This is a genomic window from Actinoplanes sp. NPDC023936 (assembly GCF_040639325.1).
In the GTDB taxonomy this organism is placed as follows: domain Bacteria; phylum Actinomycetota; class Actinomycetes; order Mycobacteriales; family Micromonosporaceae; genus Actinoplanes.
This window is the reverse complement of the sequence record NZ_JBEZZR010000022.1, coordinates 1-17,740: the sequence shown is the minus strand read 5'-3', so window position 1 is coordinate 17,740 and position 17,740 is coordinate 1. Positions and strand designations below refer to the sequence as shown.

Annotated in this window: 11 protein-coding genes; 6 read left to right on the top strand and 5 right to left on the bottom strand. The window is 73.9% G+C overall.

Annotation, left to right across the window (positions count from 1 at the left end):
• Window positions 1-22 precede the first annotated feature (22 nt).
• A complete protein-coding gene (locus tag AB0F72_RS25700; protein WP_360435887.1) occupies window positions 23-235 on the bottom strand; it encodes a hypothetical protein in 213 nt (70 codons plus the stop codon).
• A gap of 178 nt (window positions 236-413) precedes the next feature.
• Between AB0F72_RS25700 and AB0F72_RS25695 the strand changes: the two genes are divergently transcribed.
• Window positions 414-1,643, top strand: a complete 1,230-nt coding sequence (locus tag AB0F72_RS25695) for a serine hydrolase domain-containing protein (protein ID WP_360435885.1) — start codon at window positions 414-416, stop codon at window positions 1,641-1,643.
• Window positions 1,644-1,653: 10 nt separating this feature from the next.
• On the opposite strand, the gene AB0F72_RS25690 is transcribed toward AB0F72_RS25695, so the two are convergent.
• Complete coding sequence (locus AB0F72_RS25690; RefSeq protein WP_360435883.1) at window positions 1,654-2,805, bottom strand: cytochrome P450; 1,152 nt, start codon at window positions 2,803-2,805, stop codon at window positions 1,654-1,656.
• A gap of 130 nt (window positions 2,806-2,935) precedes the next feature.
• On the opposite strand from AB0F72_RS25690, the gene AB0F72_RS25685 reads away from it, so the two are divergent.
• From AB0F72_RS25685 to AB0F72_RS25675, 3 genes are all read left to right on the top strand, one after another.
• Window positions 2,936-6,553, top strand: a complete 3,618-nt coding sequence (locus AB0F72_RS25685; protein ID WP_360435881.1) for a hypothetical protein — start codon at window positions 2,936-2,938, stop codon at window positions 6,551-6,553.
• 113 nt (window positions 6,554-6,666) lie between these two features.
• Complete coding sequence (locus tag AB0F72_RS25680) at window positions 6,667-6,897, top strand: hypothetical protein (RefSeq protein ID WP_360435879.1); 231 nt, start codon at window positions 6,667-6,669, stop codon at window positions 6,895-6,897.
• A gap of 110 nt (window positions 6,898-7,007) precedes the next feature.
• Window positions 7,008-8,384: a hypothetical protein gene (locus tag AB0F72_RS25675; protein WP_360435877.1), complete on the top strand. Its 1,377-nt coding sequence runs from the start codon at window positions 7,008-7,010 to the stop codon at window positions 8,382-8,384.
• 15 nt (window positions 8,385-8,399) lie between these two features.
• Here AB0F72_RS25675 and AB0F72_RS25670 read toward each other — a convergent pair whose 3' ends face one another.
• Entirely contained in the window at window positions 8,400-8,861 is a 462-nt protein-coding gene (locus AB0F72_RS25670; protein WP_360435875.1) for a hypothetical protein, read from the bottom strand.
• A gap of 130 nt (window positions 8,862-8,991) precedes the next feature.
• On the opposite strand from AB0F72_RS25670, the gene AB0F72_RS25665 reads away from it, so the two are divergent.
• Window positions 8,992-12,189: a glycosyl hydrolase gene (locus tag AB0F72_RS25665; RefSeq protein WP_360435873.1), complete on the top strand. Its 3,198-nt coding sequence runs from the start codon at window positions 8,992-8,994 to the stop codon at window positions 12,187-12,189.
• Window positions 12,190-12,200: 11 nt separating this feature from the next.
• Here the strand turns inward: AB0F72_RS25665 and AB0F72_RS25660 are convergent, their stop codons facing one another.
• Window positions 12,201-12,782 (bottom strand): TetR/AcrR family transcriptional regulator, encoded by a 582-nt coding sequence (locus tag AB0F72_RS25660; protein WP_360435871.1) that lies wholly within the window; start codon window positions 12,780-12,782, stop codon window positions 12,201-12,203.
• Window positions 12,783-12,823: 41 nt separating this feature from the next.
• Window positions 12,824-16,300 (bottom strand): TIR domain-containing protein, encoded by a 3,477-nt coding sequence (locus AB0F72_RS25655; RefSeq protein ID WP_360435869.1) that lies wholly within the window; start codon window positions 16,298-16,300, stop codon window positions 12,824-12,826.
• Between the two features lie 191 nt (window positions 16,301-16,491).
• Between AB0F72_RS25655 and AB0F72_RS25650 the strand changes: the two genes are divergently transcribed.
• A complete protein-coding gene (locus AB0F72_RS25650) occupies window positions 16,492-17,475 on the top strand; it encodes an MsnO8 family LLM class oxidoreductase (RefSeq protein ID WP_360435867.1) in 984 nt (327 codons plus the stop codon).
• Window positions 17,476-17,740 lie beyond the last annotated feature (265 nt).

Here is a 17,740-nt window from a genome sequence, read left to right as displayed (position 1 = left end):
ATGGGCACGGCCGCCGCCGGGACTACGGGGCCGGCTCGTCCAGGCGCAGGATCGTCTCCTCGATCTCGGCGCTCCGCGCGTTCGCGAACCCGACATCCGTACCGACGGGGGTGAATCCGGCCCTGCGCAGCACCCGCAGCGACGCCGCCATCGTGACCGACTCGGGGTCGCGCATCTGATCGAACAGGGCGTCCAGATCGGAATCGTCGACCGGCCGTAGGGCCACCTCACCCATGAGCGCGTCTCCAGACGTGGTCAACATCGGTACCTGGTCAGCATCGGTCGACGGGACCGAACCTATCAGTGCGGGGCTTCCCTTAGGGGCGCGCCCAGGGCTCTCGGACATTGAATCTGGTCACTGATGCTGGCAGCGTCGGTGGCGACAGAAGTCACTGTCCGGGGGGAGAATCATCATGCTCAGCCGTAGATCCGTTCTGGCCGGCGCCGCCGCGGCGGCGCTCACCGCCGGTGTCGGCACCGCGTCCCGAGCCGAAGCGTCCCGGGCCGGGGTGGCGCCGGGCGGACCGGACCGCGCCGGGGCGGGGCCGGGCGGACTGGACCGGGCCGCGTTGCAGGCCGCGCTGGACCGGATCGTCGCGACCGGCGCCACGGCCGCGCTGGCCCGGGTGGACAGCCCGTCCGGGAGCTGGCACGGCGCCAGCGGAGTGGCGGAGCTCGGGCGTCCGGCCCGGCCGCTGGCCGGCGGGCAGTTCCGGGTCGGCAGCATCACCAAGACGTTCGTGGCGACCGTGATCCTGCAGCTCGCCGGTGAGCGGCGGCTGCGCCTCGACGACACGCTGGACCGGTGGCTGCCGGGCGCGATACCCAACGGCGCCCGGATCACGATCCGCAACCTCCTGCAGCACACCAGCGGGATCTTCGACTACACCGAGGCGCTGTTCGCGAGCATCGACGACGTGCTGGCCGCCCGGTACCGCACGTTCCGGCCGGAGGAGCTCGTGGCGCTGGCCGCCGCCCGGCCGCCGGTGTTCGAGCCGGGCACGTCGTGGTCGTACTCCAACACCAACTACATCCTGCTGGGCCTCATCGTGCGGAAGGTCACCGGCCGGGCGTACGGCAGGGAGGTTGATCGTCGCATCCTCAGGCCGCTCCGCCTGCGCGGCACCGAGGTGCCCGGCACCGACGTCACGATCGACGGGCCGCACGCGCACGGGTACGAGCCGATCGAGCGCGACGGCGAGATCGTGCCGCTGGACTTCACCGACCTCAACCCGTCGATGGCGCAGTCCGCCGGGGAGATGGTCTCCACCACGGCGGACCTCAACCGGTTCTACCGCGCCCTGCTGGGCGGCCGGCTGCTGCGCCGCCCGCAGCTGACCGAGATGCTGGCGAACCCGGTCGGCGAGGCCGCCTACGGCCTCGGCATCTACCAGCAGATCCTGCCCGGCGGCCAGATCCTCTGGGGGCACAGCGGCGGCATCTTCGGGTACCTCAGCTACTCGTTCTCCACACCGGACGCCGCGACGCAGCTCACCGTCTCGGTGAACCCGTGGCTCGGCGACTTCGACGAGGCGTTGAACGAGCTGACCTTCGCCGCGTTCGGAGTGACAGCACCGGCAGCCCGGACCGCGACGGCGGCCCGGCGATTCCCGGTGCCGGGCCTGCGCCTGCCGGGGGCGTGACAGGGCGCGATCAGCGGACGCCGCGCAGGCGGACCGGCAGGGCCTCCAGGCCGTGCATCAGCAGGCCGGCCCGCCAGCGCAGCTGCTCCGGCGGAACCGCCGGCTGCATGCCGGGGTACCGGGCGAGCAGCCGCCCCAGGGCGATCCGGGCCTCCAGCCTGGCCAGCGGCGCGCCGAGGCAGAAATGGACGCCGTGTCCGAAAGCGAGATGCCCGCCGTCGCCCCGATCCGGGTCGAACGTGTCCGGGTCGGGAAACCGGCCCGGCTCCCGGTTGACAGCGAGCAGCGAGACGAGCACCTGTTCGCCCGCCGGGATCGTGGTGTCCCCCAGCGTGATCGGCCGGGTGGTGATCCGGTAGGTGCTGGTCGCCGCCGGGCTGGCCATCCGCAGCACCTCCTCGATCACGGCGGGCAGCAGATCGGGGTCGGTCAGCACCCGCGCGCGCTGGTCCGGCCACCGGCAGAGCAGGTACACGGCGTTGCCGATCAGGTTGGCCGTGGTCTCGTGGCCGGCCACCAGCATGAGCAGGGCCATGCCGACCAGTTCGTCGTCGGTGAGGCCGCCGCCCGCCAGCAGCGCGCTGAGGAGGTCGCCGGCCGGCTGCGCGCGCTTACCGGCGATCAGGTCCCGGAAGTAGGCGACGATCGCCGACATGGCGCCGGCCATGTCGGCGCCACCCGTGATGATCACGGTGGACCAGGCGTGGAACGGGCCGCGGTCGGCCACCGGGATGCCGAGCAGCTCGCAGATCACTTCGAACGGCAGCGGTACGGCGAACCGGTCGATCAGATCCGGATCGGACACCGTGTCCACGTCGCCGAGCAACCGCTCGGTGATCCGCTCGATCCACGGCGCCAGCTCCTGTATCCGGCGCGGAGTGAAGGCCGCCGAGACCAGCCGCCGCAGCCGGGTGTGGTCCGGCGGGTCGCGCAGCAGCATCTGGGTGGAGAGCGCCGCGCGCAGCGGCGGGGGCAGCCGGTCGACCGGCTGCTGCTTGGACAGCGACGGATCGGTCAGCACCCGGCGCGCCTCGTCCCAGCGGGTGACCAGCCAGAACGGGGTCCCGGCCGCCGAGGTCACCCGGTGCGCCGGGCCGGCCTGCCGCAGCTCGGCCAGGGCCGGGTGCGGGTTCCTCGCGTACGCGTCGTCGAACAGCGCCATCTGCTCCCCTCCCCGATCCGGCAGACATCGACCATCGTAGAAGCGCGACGACAATCCGACATCACCGGCACTTTCCGCTCATCTCCCGAGATGCTGAACCCCACGCATCGAGTCAACGGGATGGGATGGGATGCCGCGTCCGGAACGTTCGCTGGATCCCGCGGCCGGCCCGGTGCAACTGCTGGCCGCGGAACTGCGGGACCTGCGCCGGCAGGCGGGCAACCCGGGATACCGGGCGCTCGCCGCCGCGAGCGGCTATTCGGTCGCGGCCCTCTCCACCGCCGCCGGCGGCAGGCAGCTGCCGAGCCTGCCGGTGACCCTGGCGTTCGTCCGGGCGTGCGGGGGCGACGGGTCCGCCTGGGAGCAGCGGTGGCGGCGGGCCTCCGCCGAACTGGCGGCCGCCCAGCGGCAGGCCGGCGCATCCGGCGCGCGGCCGCCCTATCTCGGCCTGATCAGCTACGGCGCCGACGACGCGGACCTCCTGTTCGGACGCGAGCGGATCCTCGCGCGGCTGCTGGAGACGCTGGACCGGCACCGTTTCGTGGCCGTGTTCGGGGCCTCCGGGAGCGGCAAGTCCTCGCTCGTGCGCGCCGGCCTCATCCCGGCGTGGCGCCGCGACCACGCCGGGCACGGTCCGGTCACGGTGTTCACCCCCGGCGCCGACCCGCACAAGGCGCTGCGCCGGGCCCTCGACGCGGCCCCGGGGCTGCTGGTGGTGGACCAGTTCGAGGAGCTGTTCACGCTCTGCCGCGACCCCGCCGAGCGGGACGCCTTCATCACCGAGCTCCGGGACGCCGCCGAGCCGGACCGACACGCCACCGGGCCGGACCGGCGGGTGGTGATCGCGGTCCGCGCCGACTTCTACGCCCGGTGTGCCGAGTCCGCGCCGCTGGCCGGCCTGCTCGCCGGGGCCAACATCCCGGTGGGCCCGCTGACTTCCGACGAGCTTCGCGACGTGGTCACCGAGCCGGCGCGCCGGGCCGGGCTCAGCGTCGAACGGGCACTGGTCACCAAGATCGTGGCCGACGCCGAGGGACAGCCCGGCGCCCTGCCGCTGGTGTCGCACGCGTTGCTGGAGACCTGGCGGCACCGTCGCGGCGACGTCCTGACGGTGACCGGGTACGAGGCCGCCGGTGGGATGAGCGGCGCGATCGCCCAGACCGCGGAATCGGTCTACCAGCGGCTGGCCCCGCCCGAGCGGGAAACCGTGCACCAGGTGCTGACCCGGCTGGTCACGCTCGGCGAGGGCGTGCCGGACACCCGGCGCCGGGTCCAGCGCGACGAACTGGACCAGCCGGGGGCGAGCACGGTCCTGGCCGCACTGGCCGGCGCGCGCCTGCTGGTGCTCGACGCCGACACCGTCGAGATCGCCCACGAGGCGCTGATCACGGCCTGGCCGCGACTGGACGACTGGCTGCACGGCGGCCGCGACGAGCTGCGCCTGCACCGCCGGCTCACCGAGGCGAGCCGGGCCTGGCGGTCGCATCACCGGGACAGCGGCGCGCTGTACCGGGGCGCTCCGCTGTCCGCCTGGGACGGCCGCGACCCGGAGCGGCTCAACGCCCTGGAACGGGAGTTCCTGACCGCCAGCCGCGACCGGCGGACCCGGGAGGCGACCGCTCGGCGGCGCCGCCTGCGGCTCACCCTGACCGCGCTGACCGCCGGGGTGGTGGTGATGACGGTGCTCGCCGCCGTCGCCGGCGTCCAGGCCTCCCGCGCCCACCAGCAGCGCGACCTGGCCCGCTCCCATCAGCTGGTGGCCAACGCCGCCGCTCAGGCCGGGGTCGACCAGGAGGTCGCCCTGCTGCTGGCCATCGAGGCCTACGACACCCAGCCCACCGCGCAGGCGCAGGCGGCGCTGCGCCAGGCGGTGACGGATTCCCGGGTACGGGCCGTCGTGCCCACCGGCCACGGTCAGGTCCTGGCGGTGGCGTACCACCCCGACGGCGACGTGGTCGCCAGCGCCGGCGTCGACGGCACGGTCCGGCTGTGGCAACGCGCCGCACCGGACGTGCTGCGCGTCACCCCGCTGGTCCTCCCCGCCGCCGGCGCGGCGCTCAACGACCTCGCCTTCAGCCCGGACGGCAGCTGGCTGCTGGTGGGCGGCGCCGCGGGCCTGGTCTCGGCGATCCACATCGCCACCGGCTACACGCGGATGCTCCGGTCGCCGATCGGCGACGCCGTGCACGCTGTCGCGTTCAGCCCGGACGGCCGGCGGGTGGCCGCCGCCGTCGGCGACGGCACGGTGCGGATCTGGGACATCACGGGCCGGCCGCTGACGACGCTGACGCTGGGCAGCCCGGTGCTCGGCGTCGCGTTCAGCCCGGACGGGACCCGGATCGCCGGCAGCGGCACCGGCACGATCCGCGTCTGGAACGCGTCCGGCCGGGGCACACCGACGACCCTCTCCGGCCACGAGGGCGCGGTCAAGAAGGTGGACTTCAGCCCCGACGGGCGGCTGCTGGCCAGCGCCGGCGACGACGGCACCGTCCGGGTCTGGCCGGTCACCGGCGGTGGAGCTCCGGTGATCCTGCGGGGCAACGACTCCTCCGTCGAGACCGTGACGTTCAGCCCGGACGGCCGGCGGGTGGCCAGCAGCCACAGCGGCAGCAACACCATCCGGATCTGGAGTGTGCTCGGCGACCAGGACCCGGTGGTGCTGCGCGGGCACGACGGCGCGGTGTGGAGCCTCGCCTTCAGCCCGGACGGGCGGCGGCTGGCCAGCTCCAGCACCGACGGCACGCTGCGGTTCTGGGATCCCGCCGCCGCCGCGGACCCGTTCGTCCTGCGCGGCAGCCGGGCACCGGTCTGGTCGGTCGACGCGGACGCCGGCGGGCGGGTGCTGGCCGCCGGCGGGGCGGACGGCACGGTACGGGTCTGGCAGCACCCGTGGACCGCCGCCCCGACCCTGCTCGAAGGCAGCAAGGGCGAGGTCTCGGCGGTCGCGGTCAGCGCGGACGGACGCTGGGTGGCCGGCGGCGGCACGGACCGGACGGTACGCGTCTGGAACGCGCGGACCGGTGACCTGCGCGCCGCGCTGCCCGGCCACACCGGCGCCGTGTCCGGGGTCAGCTTCAGCCCGGACGGGCAACACGTGTCCAGCGCCGGTCACGACGGCACCATCCACGTCTGGTCGCTCGCCGGCGCCCGGCCCCGAATCCTGCAGGGCCACCGGGGCGGCATCGGCGGCATCGCGGTCAGCCCGGACGGGCGGCTCGTGGCAAGCGCGGGCGGCGACGGCGCGGTCCACGTCCGGCCCGCCGACGGCACCGGCACCACCACGACCATCCAGGACCAGCCGCCCGGCCGGCAGGTCTGGGCGGTCGCCTTCAGCCCGGACAGCAGCCGGGTGGCGGCCAGCGGCCAGGACGGCGCGGTGCGGATCTGGCCGACCGGCGGTCACGGTCCACCGATCTCCCTGCACGGCCATCGCGACACCGTCTGGAGCGTCGCGTTCAGCCCGGACGGCCGGCTGCTCGCCAGCAGCGGCCAGGACGGCGGCGTCCGGATCTGGGAGGCCACGACCGGGCAGGAGCTGGTCACCGTACGCGGTCACGGCTCCACTGTCGCGCAGGCCGAATTCCTTCCCGGCGACCGGCTGATCACCGCGCACCACGACGGCACCGTCCGGATCTGGCAGTGCCGGGTCTGCGGCCCGATCGCCGGGGTCCGCGCCGTAGCGGGCACGCTGGTCACCCGTGCCCTGACCGCCGCCGAACGGGAGACGTTCCGCCTTCCGCCCCGCTGACCTGCGGTTGTTTAGTCCGGGCCGGGGCTACTGAACAACGCTGCCACCCGGTTGCCTGGGAAGCGGCACAGGGCCGGGGAGCCCGGTGCGGACCAGCACCGAAGGGATGCCCGATGTGTGGACGTCTTCGCCGGCTGACCGTCCAGACCGCCGTCATGGCGTTGCTCGCCACCGGTCTGGCGCTGGCGGTGACGGGGCCGGGCCGGGCGGCCGTCGCCGGTGGACGCGACGGCGACAGCCCGGACGGGATCAGCGGCACGGACGCCGGCGACGCCTACTGCGCCACGGGTCTCCGCCCGGATCAGCTGGCCGGGCCGCACTGGAACGCGTTCCACGGGGGGTGAGGCCACCTCCACACGGGGGGAGGTGGCCTCACCGGACGGCAGGGGGCGCATTGACGTCCGCGGCGGTGCGGCGTGACGATAGCGGGCGTCGCCCATCGAAGGATATCGACATGAGACGCGTGGGTCCCCTGCTGTTCGCCGTCGTCCTGACGGTCGCCGCGGTGCTCGCACCGGCACCCGCCACGGCCGCGCCACCAGCGGGTGAGCATCGCGGCACGCTTGCCAGTGGCGCCACCTGGCTGGGTCACGTCCCCGAGCGCTGGAACGGCACCGTTCTGCTGTTCGCACACGGGTTCGGCCCGCTGCGCGCCCAGGACGCCCCGAACGACCAGGTCCGCGATCTCCTGCTCGGCGAGGGATACGCGCTCGTCGGGTCGTCGTACTCCGGGCCGACCCTGTGGGCCCTGGAGACCGCGCCCGGCGACCAGGCCGCCGCCCTCGCCGCGTTCACCGCGCTGCTCGGCCGCGAGCCCCGCCGCACCCTCGCCGTAGGCCAGTCGATGGGCGGACTGGTCAGCACCCGGCAGGCCCACCAGCACCGGCCGGTCATCGACGGCGCGCTCTCCACCTGCGGGATCGTCGCCGGGGGCCTGAACCTCAACAACTACCAGCTCGACGGCCTGCACGCGCTCACCGAGCTGCTCGCTCCCGGCCGTGACATCCCGCTGGTCCGGTACACCGGCCCGGAACAGGCCGCGCAGGCCGCCGCCGACATCACCGCCCTGGTCGCCGAGGCGCAGAACACCGCGCCGGGGCGCGCCCGGATCGCCCTGGCGGCCGCGCTGTTCAACCTGACCGGCTGGGCCCGGGGCGAGGCCCGGCCGGCGCCGCGCGACTACGCGGCGCAGCAGGAGCACCAGTACCGGATCCTGACCTCCGGGGCCCTCCAGCGCTACGTCACCGCCCGCGAGCAGATCGAACTGTCGGCGGGCGGAAACTCCGCCTTCACCAAGGGCGTCGACTACCGGGCCCTGCTCGCCGGCAGCCGGCAGTCGGCACAGGTGGCGGCACTGTACCGGGCGGCCGGCCTGGACCTGCGGGCCGAGCTCGGCCGGCTCACCCGGACCGCCGACATCACGGCCGACCCGTGGGCCGTCGCGGATCTGGGCCGGTCCTCGATGCCGCACGGCGAGCTGCGGGTACCCCACCTGGAGATCCACACGGTCGCCGACGAACTGGTGCCGGTCGAGCAGGCCGACTGGTACGCCGAGCACGCCCGGTACCGGCCGGACCGGTTCCGCGGCCTGGTCGTGGAGGCGTCCGGGCACTGCGCGTTCCGGCCCAGCGAGTACCTCACCGCGCTGCACGCGCTCGAACACCGCGTCGACACCGGGCGGTGGCCGAGCCTGCGCCCCGCCGATCTGATCAGAGCCGGCGCGGGATACCCGGGCGGAGAGCCCCGGTTCGTCCGCTTCGACCCGGGACGGCTGATCGGCGGCCTCGGCGAACCCGGCCGCGAACGGCACGCCGGTCACCCGTACCCCTGAGGTGAACCGCATCGGTCACTCGGTGTCCGCCCGGATCGTGGTCTTGGTGATCTTCTCGGGCACCCGCACCAGATCGGTGTCGATCCCCGGGCGGGCCGGCACGTAGCAGAAGCCCTCCGCGGACTCCGGGTCGTAGTGCACGACCACACGCTCCTCGGCGAGCCGGCGGAGGAAGCGGTCGAGCTTGGCCTCCAGCGCGGGGCTCAACTGCCTGCCGGCCCGGCGGCGCGCCTCGGCCCGCAGCATGTCCGCCTGGTAGCGGCGCCGGTCCGCCTCTTCCAGCTTCCACGGGATCAGGTCGTTGTCGCGGACGATGCGGATCCCGATGCCGTGCCGGCGCCGGAAGGCCGAGAGCATCGGCTTCTTCAGCAGGATCCCGTACTTCTCCTGATACGTGTCGATGATCTCCTGGTACGGCTTCCCGTCAGCGATCCAGCGCTTCAACTCGTCGACATTCCGCACCTGACTGACTGGCATCGGGCCACCGTACAGATGATCAAGGGCGGCGGCGATGGCGCGTACCCGATAAGCAACTGACCGTTGCTTAGACGGCCCGAGGGCTCTAGTGTGACGGCCACCACTTGAAACCTTTCACCCGGGAGATCGCATGTCTCCACGTCACTCGCCGCGGCCCCGCCTCGCCGCGGCGCTGACCGCCGTCCTCACCCTCTCCGCCGCGCTCACCCTCTCCGCCGCGCTCGCGCCCAGCGCCCCGGCGACCGCGTACGACACCGGCGCCACCCCGGTGCTGACCCCCGCCACCTTCGCGACGCCCCCGATGAGCGTGAAACCGCTGTACCGCTGGTGGATGCCGCTCGCCTACACCGACGACGACGAACTGCGCCGGGAGCTGCGCGACATCGCCGCGGGTGGCGCCGGCGGCGTCGAGGTCTCCCCGTTCGTCGTCCCGGGCGCCGGCAACCAGACGAACGCCTTCCTGGCGAAGTACGGCTGGGGCACCCCGTCCTGGGCGCACAAGATGGAGGTCATCACCGGCGAGGCCGCCGCCCTCGGGCTGACCGTCGACCAGAATCTCGGCCCGGCCTACCCGCCGACCGTGCCGACGCTGAACAGCTTCAACCAGCCCCAGGCCGAGCAGCAGGTGATCTTCGGCCGGGAGTTCAACGCCGCCGGCAGCACCCGGACCGGCGCGCTGCCGGCGCCCACCACCGCGCCGCCGTCGGTGACGGCGAAACTCTGCGCGCCCGCCACCGCCGGCGACCGCGTCCTGCGCCTGGAGAGCCTCGGCGGTTTCGCACCCGGCGACACGGTCACCGTCGGCGCGGAGAAGGTGACCGTCACCGCGCTCGGCGACCGGACCGCGACCTGCGCAGAGCTGCGGATCTCGCGGCTCAGCGCCGGGCACCCGATCGGTGCGGCAGCGGTGACAGCGGCCCGCACGACGAGGATCACCACGCTCGTGGCCCAGTGCGCGACGGCCTGCGCGCCCGGCGACGCCGGTGCTGTCGCGCTGGATCCGGCCTCGGTCGCCGACGTCACCGACCGGGTCCGCGGCGACCGGCTCACCCACACGTTCCGGCCGGGCAACGGGAACCCGTGGGTGGTCATCGACCTGCTCCAGACGGCCTCCGGGCTGATCGCGCAGAGCGGTGGCTACACCGCGACCCAGCCCAACTACGTCGTCGACCACTGGAACCGTGGCGGCGTCACCATCCAGACGCGTTTCTGGGACCGCGACATCCTCACCCCGCAGGTCCGGCGCAACCTCGCCCGCATCGGCGGCGGCGCCGTCTTCGAGGACTCCCTCGAGCTCGGCAGCACGCAGAAGTGGACGTGGGATTTCCTCAAGAGCTTCAAACGACTGCGGGGGTACGACCCCACGCTGCTGCTCCCGGCCCTCGCCGGAGCGGGTCTTCAGGGCGACGAGACGCCCGCGTTCGAGCTGGCCGGCATCGGTCCGCAGGTCCGCGAGGACTACCGGCAGACGCTCAGCGACCTCTACACCACCGAGTACGTCACCCCGATGCAACGCTGGGCCCGGGGACACGGCCTGCAGTTCCGGGTCCAGTCCTACGGCACGCCCATCGCCTCCGGGGACGCGGCCGCGGCGGCCGGCATCGCCGAGGGCGAGTCGCTCAACTTCGGCAGCGCCAACCCGGCCGGAGCCGAGCAGGACTACCGCGTCCTGGCCGGTGGGGCCCACGCCGCCGGGAAGAACATCGTCTCGACCGAGTGCTGCGCCGCGTTCCTCGGCAACTACCGCTCCAGCGTGGCCGGTCCCAACGTGGGCGGCCAGTACGGCGAGGGCGGCGACGGCAGCCAGCTCGGCGGCAGGTACTCCCAGGGTCTGCTGGACAGCGTCAACAAGGCGTACGCCGGCGGGGTGAACCAGCTCGTCTGGCACGGCTACCCGTACCGGGACGCCCCCGCCGGGACCGGGACCTCGGGCCGGGACGGGTCCTGGCCGGGCTATCACCCGTGGGACATCTTCGGCGTGCTCAACGTCAACGACGAGTTCGGCCCGCGCCAGGCCAACTGGTCCGACTACGCCGCGATCAACACGTCGCTGGCCCGTACCCAGCTCGTGCTCCGCCAGGGGCGCAGCGTCGCCGACCTGGCCGTCTACTACGAGGACCTGGGCCTGGCCGGCCGCAGCACCGGCACCCAGCAGCCCACCCAGCACCTGCTCGGCACGAGCTCCGCGACGTCGAGCGCCGGGTACACGTACGAATATCTGACGCCGCGCCTCCTCGGCGGGATGTCCGTCCGTGACTTCGGCTACCGGGCTCTGGTCCTCAACAACCAGACGACGATGGCGGTGGCCGACGCGGAACGGCTGCTCACGCTCGCGAGGAAGGGTCTGCGGATCTTCGTGACCGGCGGGGCGCCCAGCGCCACCACCGGCGCCGGCCCGGACCGTGCCCGGCTCACCCGGGTGGTCGCCGATCTGCTCGCGCAGCGCACGGTGACCCGGGTCGCCGACGAGGCCGGTCTGCCCGCCGCGCTCGCCGCGGCCGGGATCCGGCCGGCCGTCACACCGGCGGAGCCGTCCCCGGCGCTCGGGCTGGTGCGGCGAGCGGACCGGGACGTGACCTACGACTACGTCTACAACCGCTCGGGCGCCACTGTCACCACCGACCTGACCCTCACCGGCGCCGGCACGCCCTACCTGCTCGACACGTGGACCGGGCGGATCACCCGGGTCGAAGACCACAAGACCGGGAAAAACGGCATCACGGTACGGGTCCGCGTCCCGGCCTACGACAAGGTCATCCTCGCGGTGGCGAAGCCGTCCGCCCGGCTCGGGACGGGATCCGCGGTGACCGGCAGCCGGGAGATCGCCGCGGGGCAGGCGCTGAACTCCTGGACGCTGCGGGCGCAGACCTGGACGCCGGGCGAGAACCAGTACACCACCGTGAAGACCGATCAGCCCGCGGTCACGGTGACCGCCGGGCCGGACGGGCGGCTGCCGTCCTGGCGGGAGATCACCGGGCCGGTCGATCTCAGCACCTCGTCCGGCATCGGCGTCTACACCACGACGGTCGAGCTCCCGGCGGACCGGCCGGCCACCGGCGCCTACCTGGCGCTCGGTGACGTGCTGGACACCGTCGCGGTCACCGTCAACGGCAGCGCCGTCGTGGTGAACCAGTCCGACCGGGACCGCATCGACCTGGGCACCCGGCTCCGCCCGGGACGGAACACGATCGAGGTACGGGTCGCCACCACGATGTTCAACGCGGTCCGGGCGAGCGGCGACAGCAACTACCGGATGGCGGACTGGCAGCGCACCGGGTTGATCGGGCCGGTGGTGCTGACCCCGTACCGGGAAAGGTCCTCGAGGTGAACCGCTCCGCGTCAGGCCGGCGCGGAGCGGATCGCCGGCAACCACACCTCGTCGACGAGCCGCGCGAGATCGTCGTCGGCCGGCAGGCGGTGGGTGAGCGTGAACTCCCACATCACCACGGCATGACCGATGTTGAGCGCCAGCGGTGACGGCGAGCCGCTGATCTCACCGCGGAGGCGGGCCTGGTCGACCAGCTCACCGACGAGCGCGGCCAGGACCCGGCCACCGAAGACACTCGCGTGGTGACCGGAATCGCCCTCCATGACGATCCCCCGGGAGGCGTCGCCGAACGGCCCGCCGAGGAACCGCACCGTGTCCCGCAGGAACGCCAGCAGATCGGCGCGCAGGTCGCCCCGGGACTCGACGGTCTCCGGCGTCGCCGCCCCGCCGCGGGCCAGCAGGGCGTGCGCCAGCTCGACCCGCCCGCTCCACCGCCGGTAGATCACCGACTTCGCCGCACCGGACCGCGCGGCCACACCCTCGACGGTGAACCCGGACCACCCGCGTTCGGCCAGCTCCGCCCACGCGGCGTCCAGGATCGCCTCCTCGAGGACCCGCCCCCGACGCCGCGTCCGCTTCTCCCCCACCGGCACGCCGCCGATTCTCGCACCACCCGTGCCGGAGCCCGCATCGGTCAGCAGGTGGGCTGATAGGGGAGCTCGGGGATGTAGCGGTTCCACTCCTCCTCGCTCAGACCCCGGCCGGTGATCGCGCAGGCGTGGGTGTCCGGGGCGGCGGCGAGGTCCGGCGGCACCGCGTAGTCCCAGAGCGTGACGTGGCGGCTGCCACCGGCGGCGAGGGTGCGGCCGTCCGGGCTGAACGTGAGGTCGATGGTCTTCAGCTTGGGGTTCGCCAGGGTGGCGTACCGGAACGGTGTGCTGCGGTCGGTGACCTCCCACAGCCGGGCCTCGCTGATCCCCGCCGTCGCCAGGGTGTGCCCGTCCGGGCTGAACCCCAGCCAGCGCGTCCCGCTGTCGGTGCCCTGGAACGTGGCGGTCCGGTGCGGCCGGGCCAGGTCGGCGATGTCCCACAGGGCCACCGAGCCGGTGAAACCGGCGCCGACAGCGAGGGTACGGCCGTCCGGGCTGAGCGCCGCGGCGAAGACGAGGTCACCGGTGCCGAACTCCGCGTGGCGCACCGGGGCGGATCGGTCGGCCAGGGTCCACAGCGAGACGATGTACCCGGCGCCGACGGCCATCGTGCGGCCGTCCGCGCTGAACGTGATCACGTTCACGACGCCGCGGTCGGTGACCTTGGTGATCGTGGCCGGCCGGGATCGGTCGGCCAGGTCGTACAGGGTCGTGGTGCCGTCCGCCCGGCCGATGGCCAGGGTCTGCCCGTCCGGGCTGAACGTGAAGGCGCTGACGTCCTCGCCGCCCTTGCCGATGGTGGTCAGCACGGCGGGACCGTCCGGGGCGGTCAGGTCCAGCAGCCAGACCACCTCGTCCATGCCCCCGACGGCCAGGGTACGGCCGTCCGGGCTCTGCTTCATCAGCTGGATCCGGCCGGTGTTCAACGTCTGGGCGGGACGCTCGACGGGGTGGGCCGGATCGGTCAGGTCCCAGGTCACGGCCGTGCCCGGCGCGTCCGCGGCGAGCACGCTCCGGCCGTCCGGGCCGAACGCCACACCGACGACGTCCGCGGGAGACGGCCGGGAGAACGCGGCGATCGGGTCGCGCCCGAACGCGCCCCGGATCCGCCACAGCGTCGCGGTCCCGCGCTGGCCCGCGGTGAACAGCATCTGGCCGTCGGGGCTCAGCGACATCGACCGGATCGGGCCGTCCCGGCCGGTCAGCGTGGCGATCCTGCCCAGCGAGGTGGCCTGGCCCGGCAGCGAGCCGAGCGAGAAGTTCGTCAGGGTCGTCGTCCCACTCGAATCGCTGAGAACCAGCGCGAGCCCGTCCGGGCTGAACCCGATCCGGGTGAGGGTGGAGCCCCTGACCTTGGGCTCCACGCCGGAGCCGCGTCTCGGTGCGGCCGGGTCCCGCAGGTCCCAGGGCGCCATCCAGCCGAGGTCCTCCTCGACGGCGACCACGGCCAGTTTCGGGTTGAACGCGACGAGACCGCCGGGACGGGCGCCGGTCAGCGTGGTGAGCGCCACCGGGGCGGCCCGGTCGGCCAGGTTCCACACCGTGGCCTTCGCGCCGCTGGTCACCGCGGTCCGGCCGTCCGGGCTGAACGTCAGCGCGGACGCCTGCGGCAGCGTGGCGAGCGCGACCGGGTCCCGGCCGGGCGGGACGTCCCACAGGACGGTGAACTTGTCGCGGTTGCTGGTCGCCACGGTACGGCCGTCCGGGCTGAACGTCACGGCGACGATCCCCGCTGCGTCCGTGAGGGGCTTCGCCCGTACCGGGGAAGTGTGGTCCTCGATGTTCCACAGCGTCGCGGTGGCGCTTCCGTCGGCGATCGCGAGGGTCTGCCCGCCGGTACTCACCGCCAGGGTGGTGTCCGCCGCGCCGGAGGCCGGCAACCGGGTCAGCCGGACCGGTTTCGCCGGATCCGCCACGTTCCACAGCGACACCGTCCCGGCGGCGTCCGCGGTGGCGAGCACCCGGTCCGCGACGCTGACGACATCCGTCACGCCATCCAGGGCCCCGGCGTAGTTCGTCGACATGACGAGGTGGCTGAGCTGGTCCTTCGTCGGGGCGTCGGCGTGCAGCCGCTGGGCGGCCACCCCCAGCATGAGGGCCTTCCTCGGATCGTCGCCGATCATCGCCCGGGCCCGTTCGACGAGCCGCTGGTTGATCCCGATCCGCCGCTGCAGCGCCGCCTCCTCCCGCTGCCGGCGGGCCTCCTCGGCCGCCTCCCGGGCCAGTGCCTCCTGCTCGCGGGCGATCTTCTCCTGCCGCTGCCGTTCCTCGGTCGCCTCCGCGGCCAGCTTCTGGTGGTGCCGCGCCAGCTGCTCCTGCTCCCGGGCCCGGCTCTCCGCCTGGTCGGCGAGCTGCTGCTGCCGCCGGGCCTCCTGCTCGGCACGCCGGGCGTTGCCCTTCTGCCGCTCGGCGTCCTCCTTCTGCCGGCGGGCGTCCTCGGCGTTCCGGCGGGCGTCCTCCTGCTGCCGCCGGGCGTTCTCCTTCTGCCGGCGGGCGTCCTCCTCGTGGCGGCGCGCGTTCTCCTGCTCGCGCCGGGCGTCCTCCGCCGCGCGCCGGGCGTTCTCCTGCTGCCGCCGGGCGTTCTCCCCCTGCCGTCTCGCGTTCTCCTGCTGCCGCCGGGCGTTCTCCTCCTGCCGGCCGGCGTTCTCCTGCTGGGTGGCGGCCTCCGCCGCCGCCTCGTCGGCCAGCGCGCGCTGCTCGCCGGCCAGTCGCTCCTGCCGCCGGGTCTCCTCCGCGGCCGCCTGCGCCCGCTCCTCCTGGGTTTGGGCGTTCTGCTGCTGCCGGCGGGACTCCTCGGTGGCCCGCTCGGCGCTGCCGCGCTGCTCGGAGGCGATCCGCTGCTGCCGATGCGCCTCCACCGCCGCGGCGTTGGCCCGGCCGGCGTTGCGCATCGCGAGGACCCCGGTGAGCGAGGCCACCATCGCGAGCGCCACCAGCGTCGCGGTCGCCGCCGACCACAGCCGGCGGGCCCGCCGATGCTGCCGCACGTCCTCGCTCTCCAGCTCGTCCTTGCTGACGCCGTGCATCGGCGCGGCGAGCTGCGCGATCGAGTCCCGGAACCGGGCGTGCCGCAGGTTCAGGTGCAGGTCGTCGCGGGCCCAGCGCAGATCCAGGTAGAGCGGCTCCTCGGCGAACACCCCGCGCAGCGCGTCCGGCACCGCCGTGGAGTCGCCGGTGAAGTCACCGGCCGCCGTGTCCCACCGCCACTCGCCGTCGGTCAGCACCGGCAGGATCCGCTGCGGCGACTTCGTGGTCACCCAGTGCTCGATCTCCTTGTTCACCCACGGCGAGCGGGCCGCCTCCGGCGAGGCGAGCAGCACGAAGTACTGCGAGCCGTCCAGCGCGGTCTGGATCGACGACCACAGGCCCGGCGTGACAGCCAGCCCGGTCTGGTCCCGGAAGATCCACAACGCCCGGCGCCGGTGCCAGGGCCGCGCCAGCCGGTGCAGGCCACGCTGCACGGCAGGCGCGAGACGCCCATCGGCGGCATGGCTGTACGAGATGAACCCATCGAAAGGCATGGTCCGGTCCCCGGGTCGGTGATGATCGGCGGCGACCGATTCTCCACGCCGTTGCCGCTGAGGAGAAGACCCGATGTTCCGGTTGCCCGCCCGGCGCGCCTCCTGACCCGCGCCCGCCTCCCGGCCCGCGGCCCGTCTCCTGATCCGCCTGACCTGGGAACAGGCGGCCGGCCTGGGACGCTGCACCCTTCGTGATCAAGCTTTCGCTGCTGGACCGGTCCCGTACCCGCGCCGGTGAGACCGAGGCGGCGGCGCTCCGCGGGACCGTCGCGCGGGCGGCCCACGCCGAACGACTCGGGTACGACCGGTTCTGGGTCGCCGAGCATCACGGCGTGGCCGGCATCGCGGGCGCGGCCCCGGCCGTGCTGCTGACCGCTGTCGCCGGCGCCACCTCGCGCATCCGGCTCGGCTCGGCCGGGGTGATGCTGCCGCACCACCAGCCGATCGTCGTCGCCGAGCAGTTCGCCACCCTGTCCGCCTTCGCGCCGGGCCGGGTCGACCTGGGGCTGGGCCGCTCCCCCGGCTTCACCGCCCCGGTACGCCGGGCCCTGCGGCAGGGCGACAGCGACTTCGCGGCCGACATCGCCGAGTTACGGGGATTCCTCGGTGGGACGGCGGAAGTCACGCTGCATCCGCAGCCGGACGGGCCGGTTCCGCTCCACGTGCTGGCCACCGGGACCGGGCTGCGGGTCGCCGCCGAGGCCGGGCTCCCGGTGATCGTCGGCGGGCCGCTGCTGGGGGTGGGCGGAGATCCCGCGCCGGGGCTGGAGGCGCTGGCGGGATATCGGCGGGACTTCCGGCCGTCGGCTCAACAGGCGGAGCCCCGGGTGGCGGTCAGTGTCGACGTACTGATCGCGGATACCGCTGACGAGGCTGCCGAACTGATCCTGCCGGAGGCGTGGGCCATGGCGCAGAGCCGTACCACGGGGGTGTTCCCGCCGCTGGAGCCGGTGGCCGCGGTCCGGGCCGGTCGGCGGTCCGCGCGGCAGCAGCAGTACGTGGAGCAGACCGTGGCGGCGGCGATCATCGGGACGGCGGCGCGGGTGGAGAGCAGGCTCGCGGAGTTGATCGAGCGGACGGGGGCGGTGGAGCTGGTCGCGTCCGGCAGTACGTTCGACCGGGACGCGCTGGCCGCCTCGGACGCCAGCCTGGGCGCGTTGCTGGGCCGCCCCTGACCACGCCGTTCGGCCGTCCCCGGCCACGCCGCCCAACAGTCCCCGGCCACGCCGTTCGGCCGATCTTGAGCGCGCACCGCGGCCGTCCCTGGTCGGAGCGCCTCCGATGTTCCAAGGTCTGGCCGCCGCCGAGGGCGAGCCGTAGCGCAGGCAGGTAATCACGCCCGATAAGGGCTCGTCGGAGAACAACGCGTTGCTTAACGGATTTCCATTCGTTGATCTGCTATGGCGGTCTCGGATGAGGTTCGGTCGATGTTGGCGGCGA

Bases quoted from the DNA above. Each gene is read 5' to 3' on its own strand.
- AB0F72_RS25700 (WP_360435887.1), bottom strand. From the start codon at position 235: ATGGGTGAGGTGGCCCTACGGCCGGTCGACGATTCCGATCTGGACGCC.
- AB0F72_RS25695 (WP_360435885.1), top strand. From the start codon at position 414: ATGCTCAGCCGTAGATCCGTTCTGGCCGGCGCCGCCGCGGCGGCGCTC.
- AB0F72_RS25690 (WP_360435883.1), bottom strand. From the start codon at position 2,805: ATGGCGCTGTTCGACGACGCGTACGCGAGGAACCCGCACCCGGCCCTG.
- AB0F72_RS25685 (WP_360435881.1), top strand. From the start codon at position 2,936: ATGCCGCGTCCGGAACGTTCGCTGGATCCCGCGGCCGGCCCGGTGCAA.
- AB0F72_RS25680 (WP_360435879.1), top strand. From the start codon at position 6,667: ATGTGTGGACGTCTTCGCCGGCTGACCGTCCAGACCGCCGTCATGGCG.
- AB0F72_RS25675 (WP_360435877.1), top strand. From the start codon at position 7,008: ATGAGACGCGTGGGTCCCCTGCTGTTCGCCGTCGTCCTGACGGTCGCC.
- AB0F72_RS25670 (WP_360435875.1), bottom strand. From the start codon at position 8,861: ATGCCAGTCAGTCAGGTGCGGAATGTCGACGAGTTGAAGCGCTGGATC.
- AB0F72_RS25665 (WP_360435873.1), top strand. From the start codon at position 8,992: ATGTCTCCACGTCACTCGCCGCGGCCCCGCCTCGCCGCGGCGCTGACC.
- AB0F72_RS25655 (WP_360435869.1), bottom strand. From the start codon at position 16,300: ATGCCTTTCGATGGGTTCATCTCGTACAGCCATGCCGCCGATGGGCGT.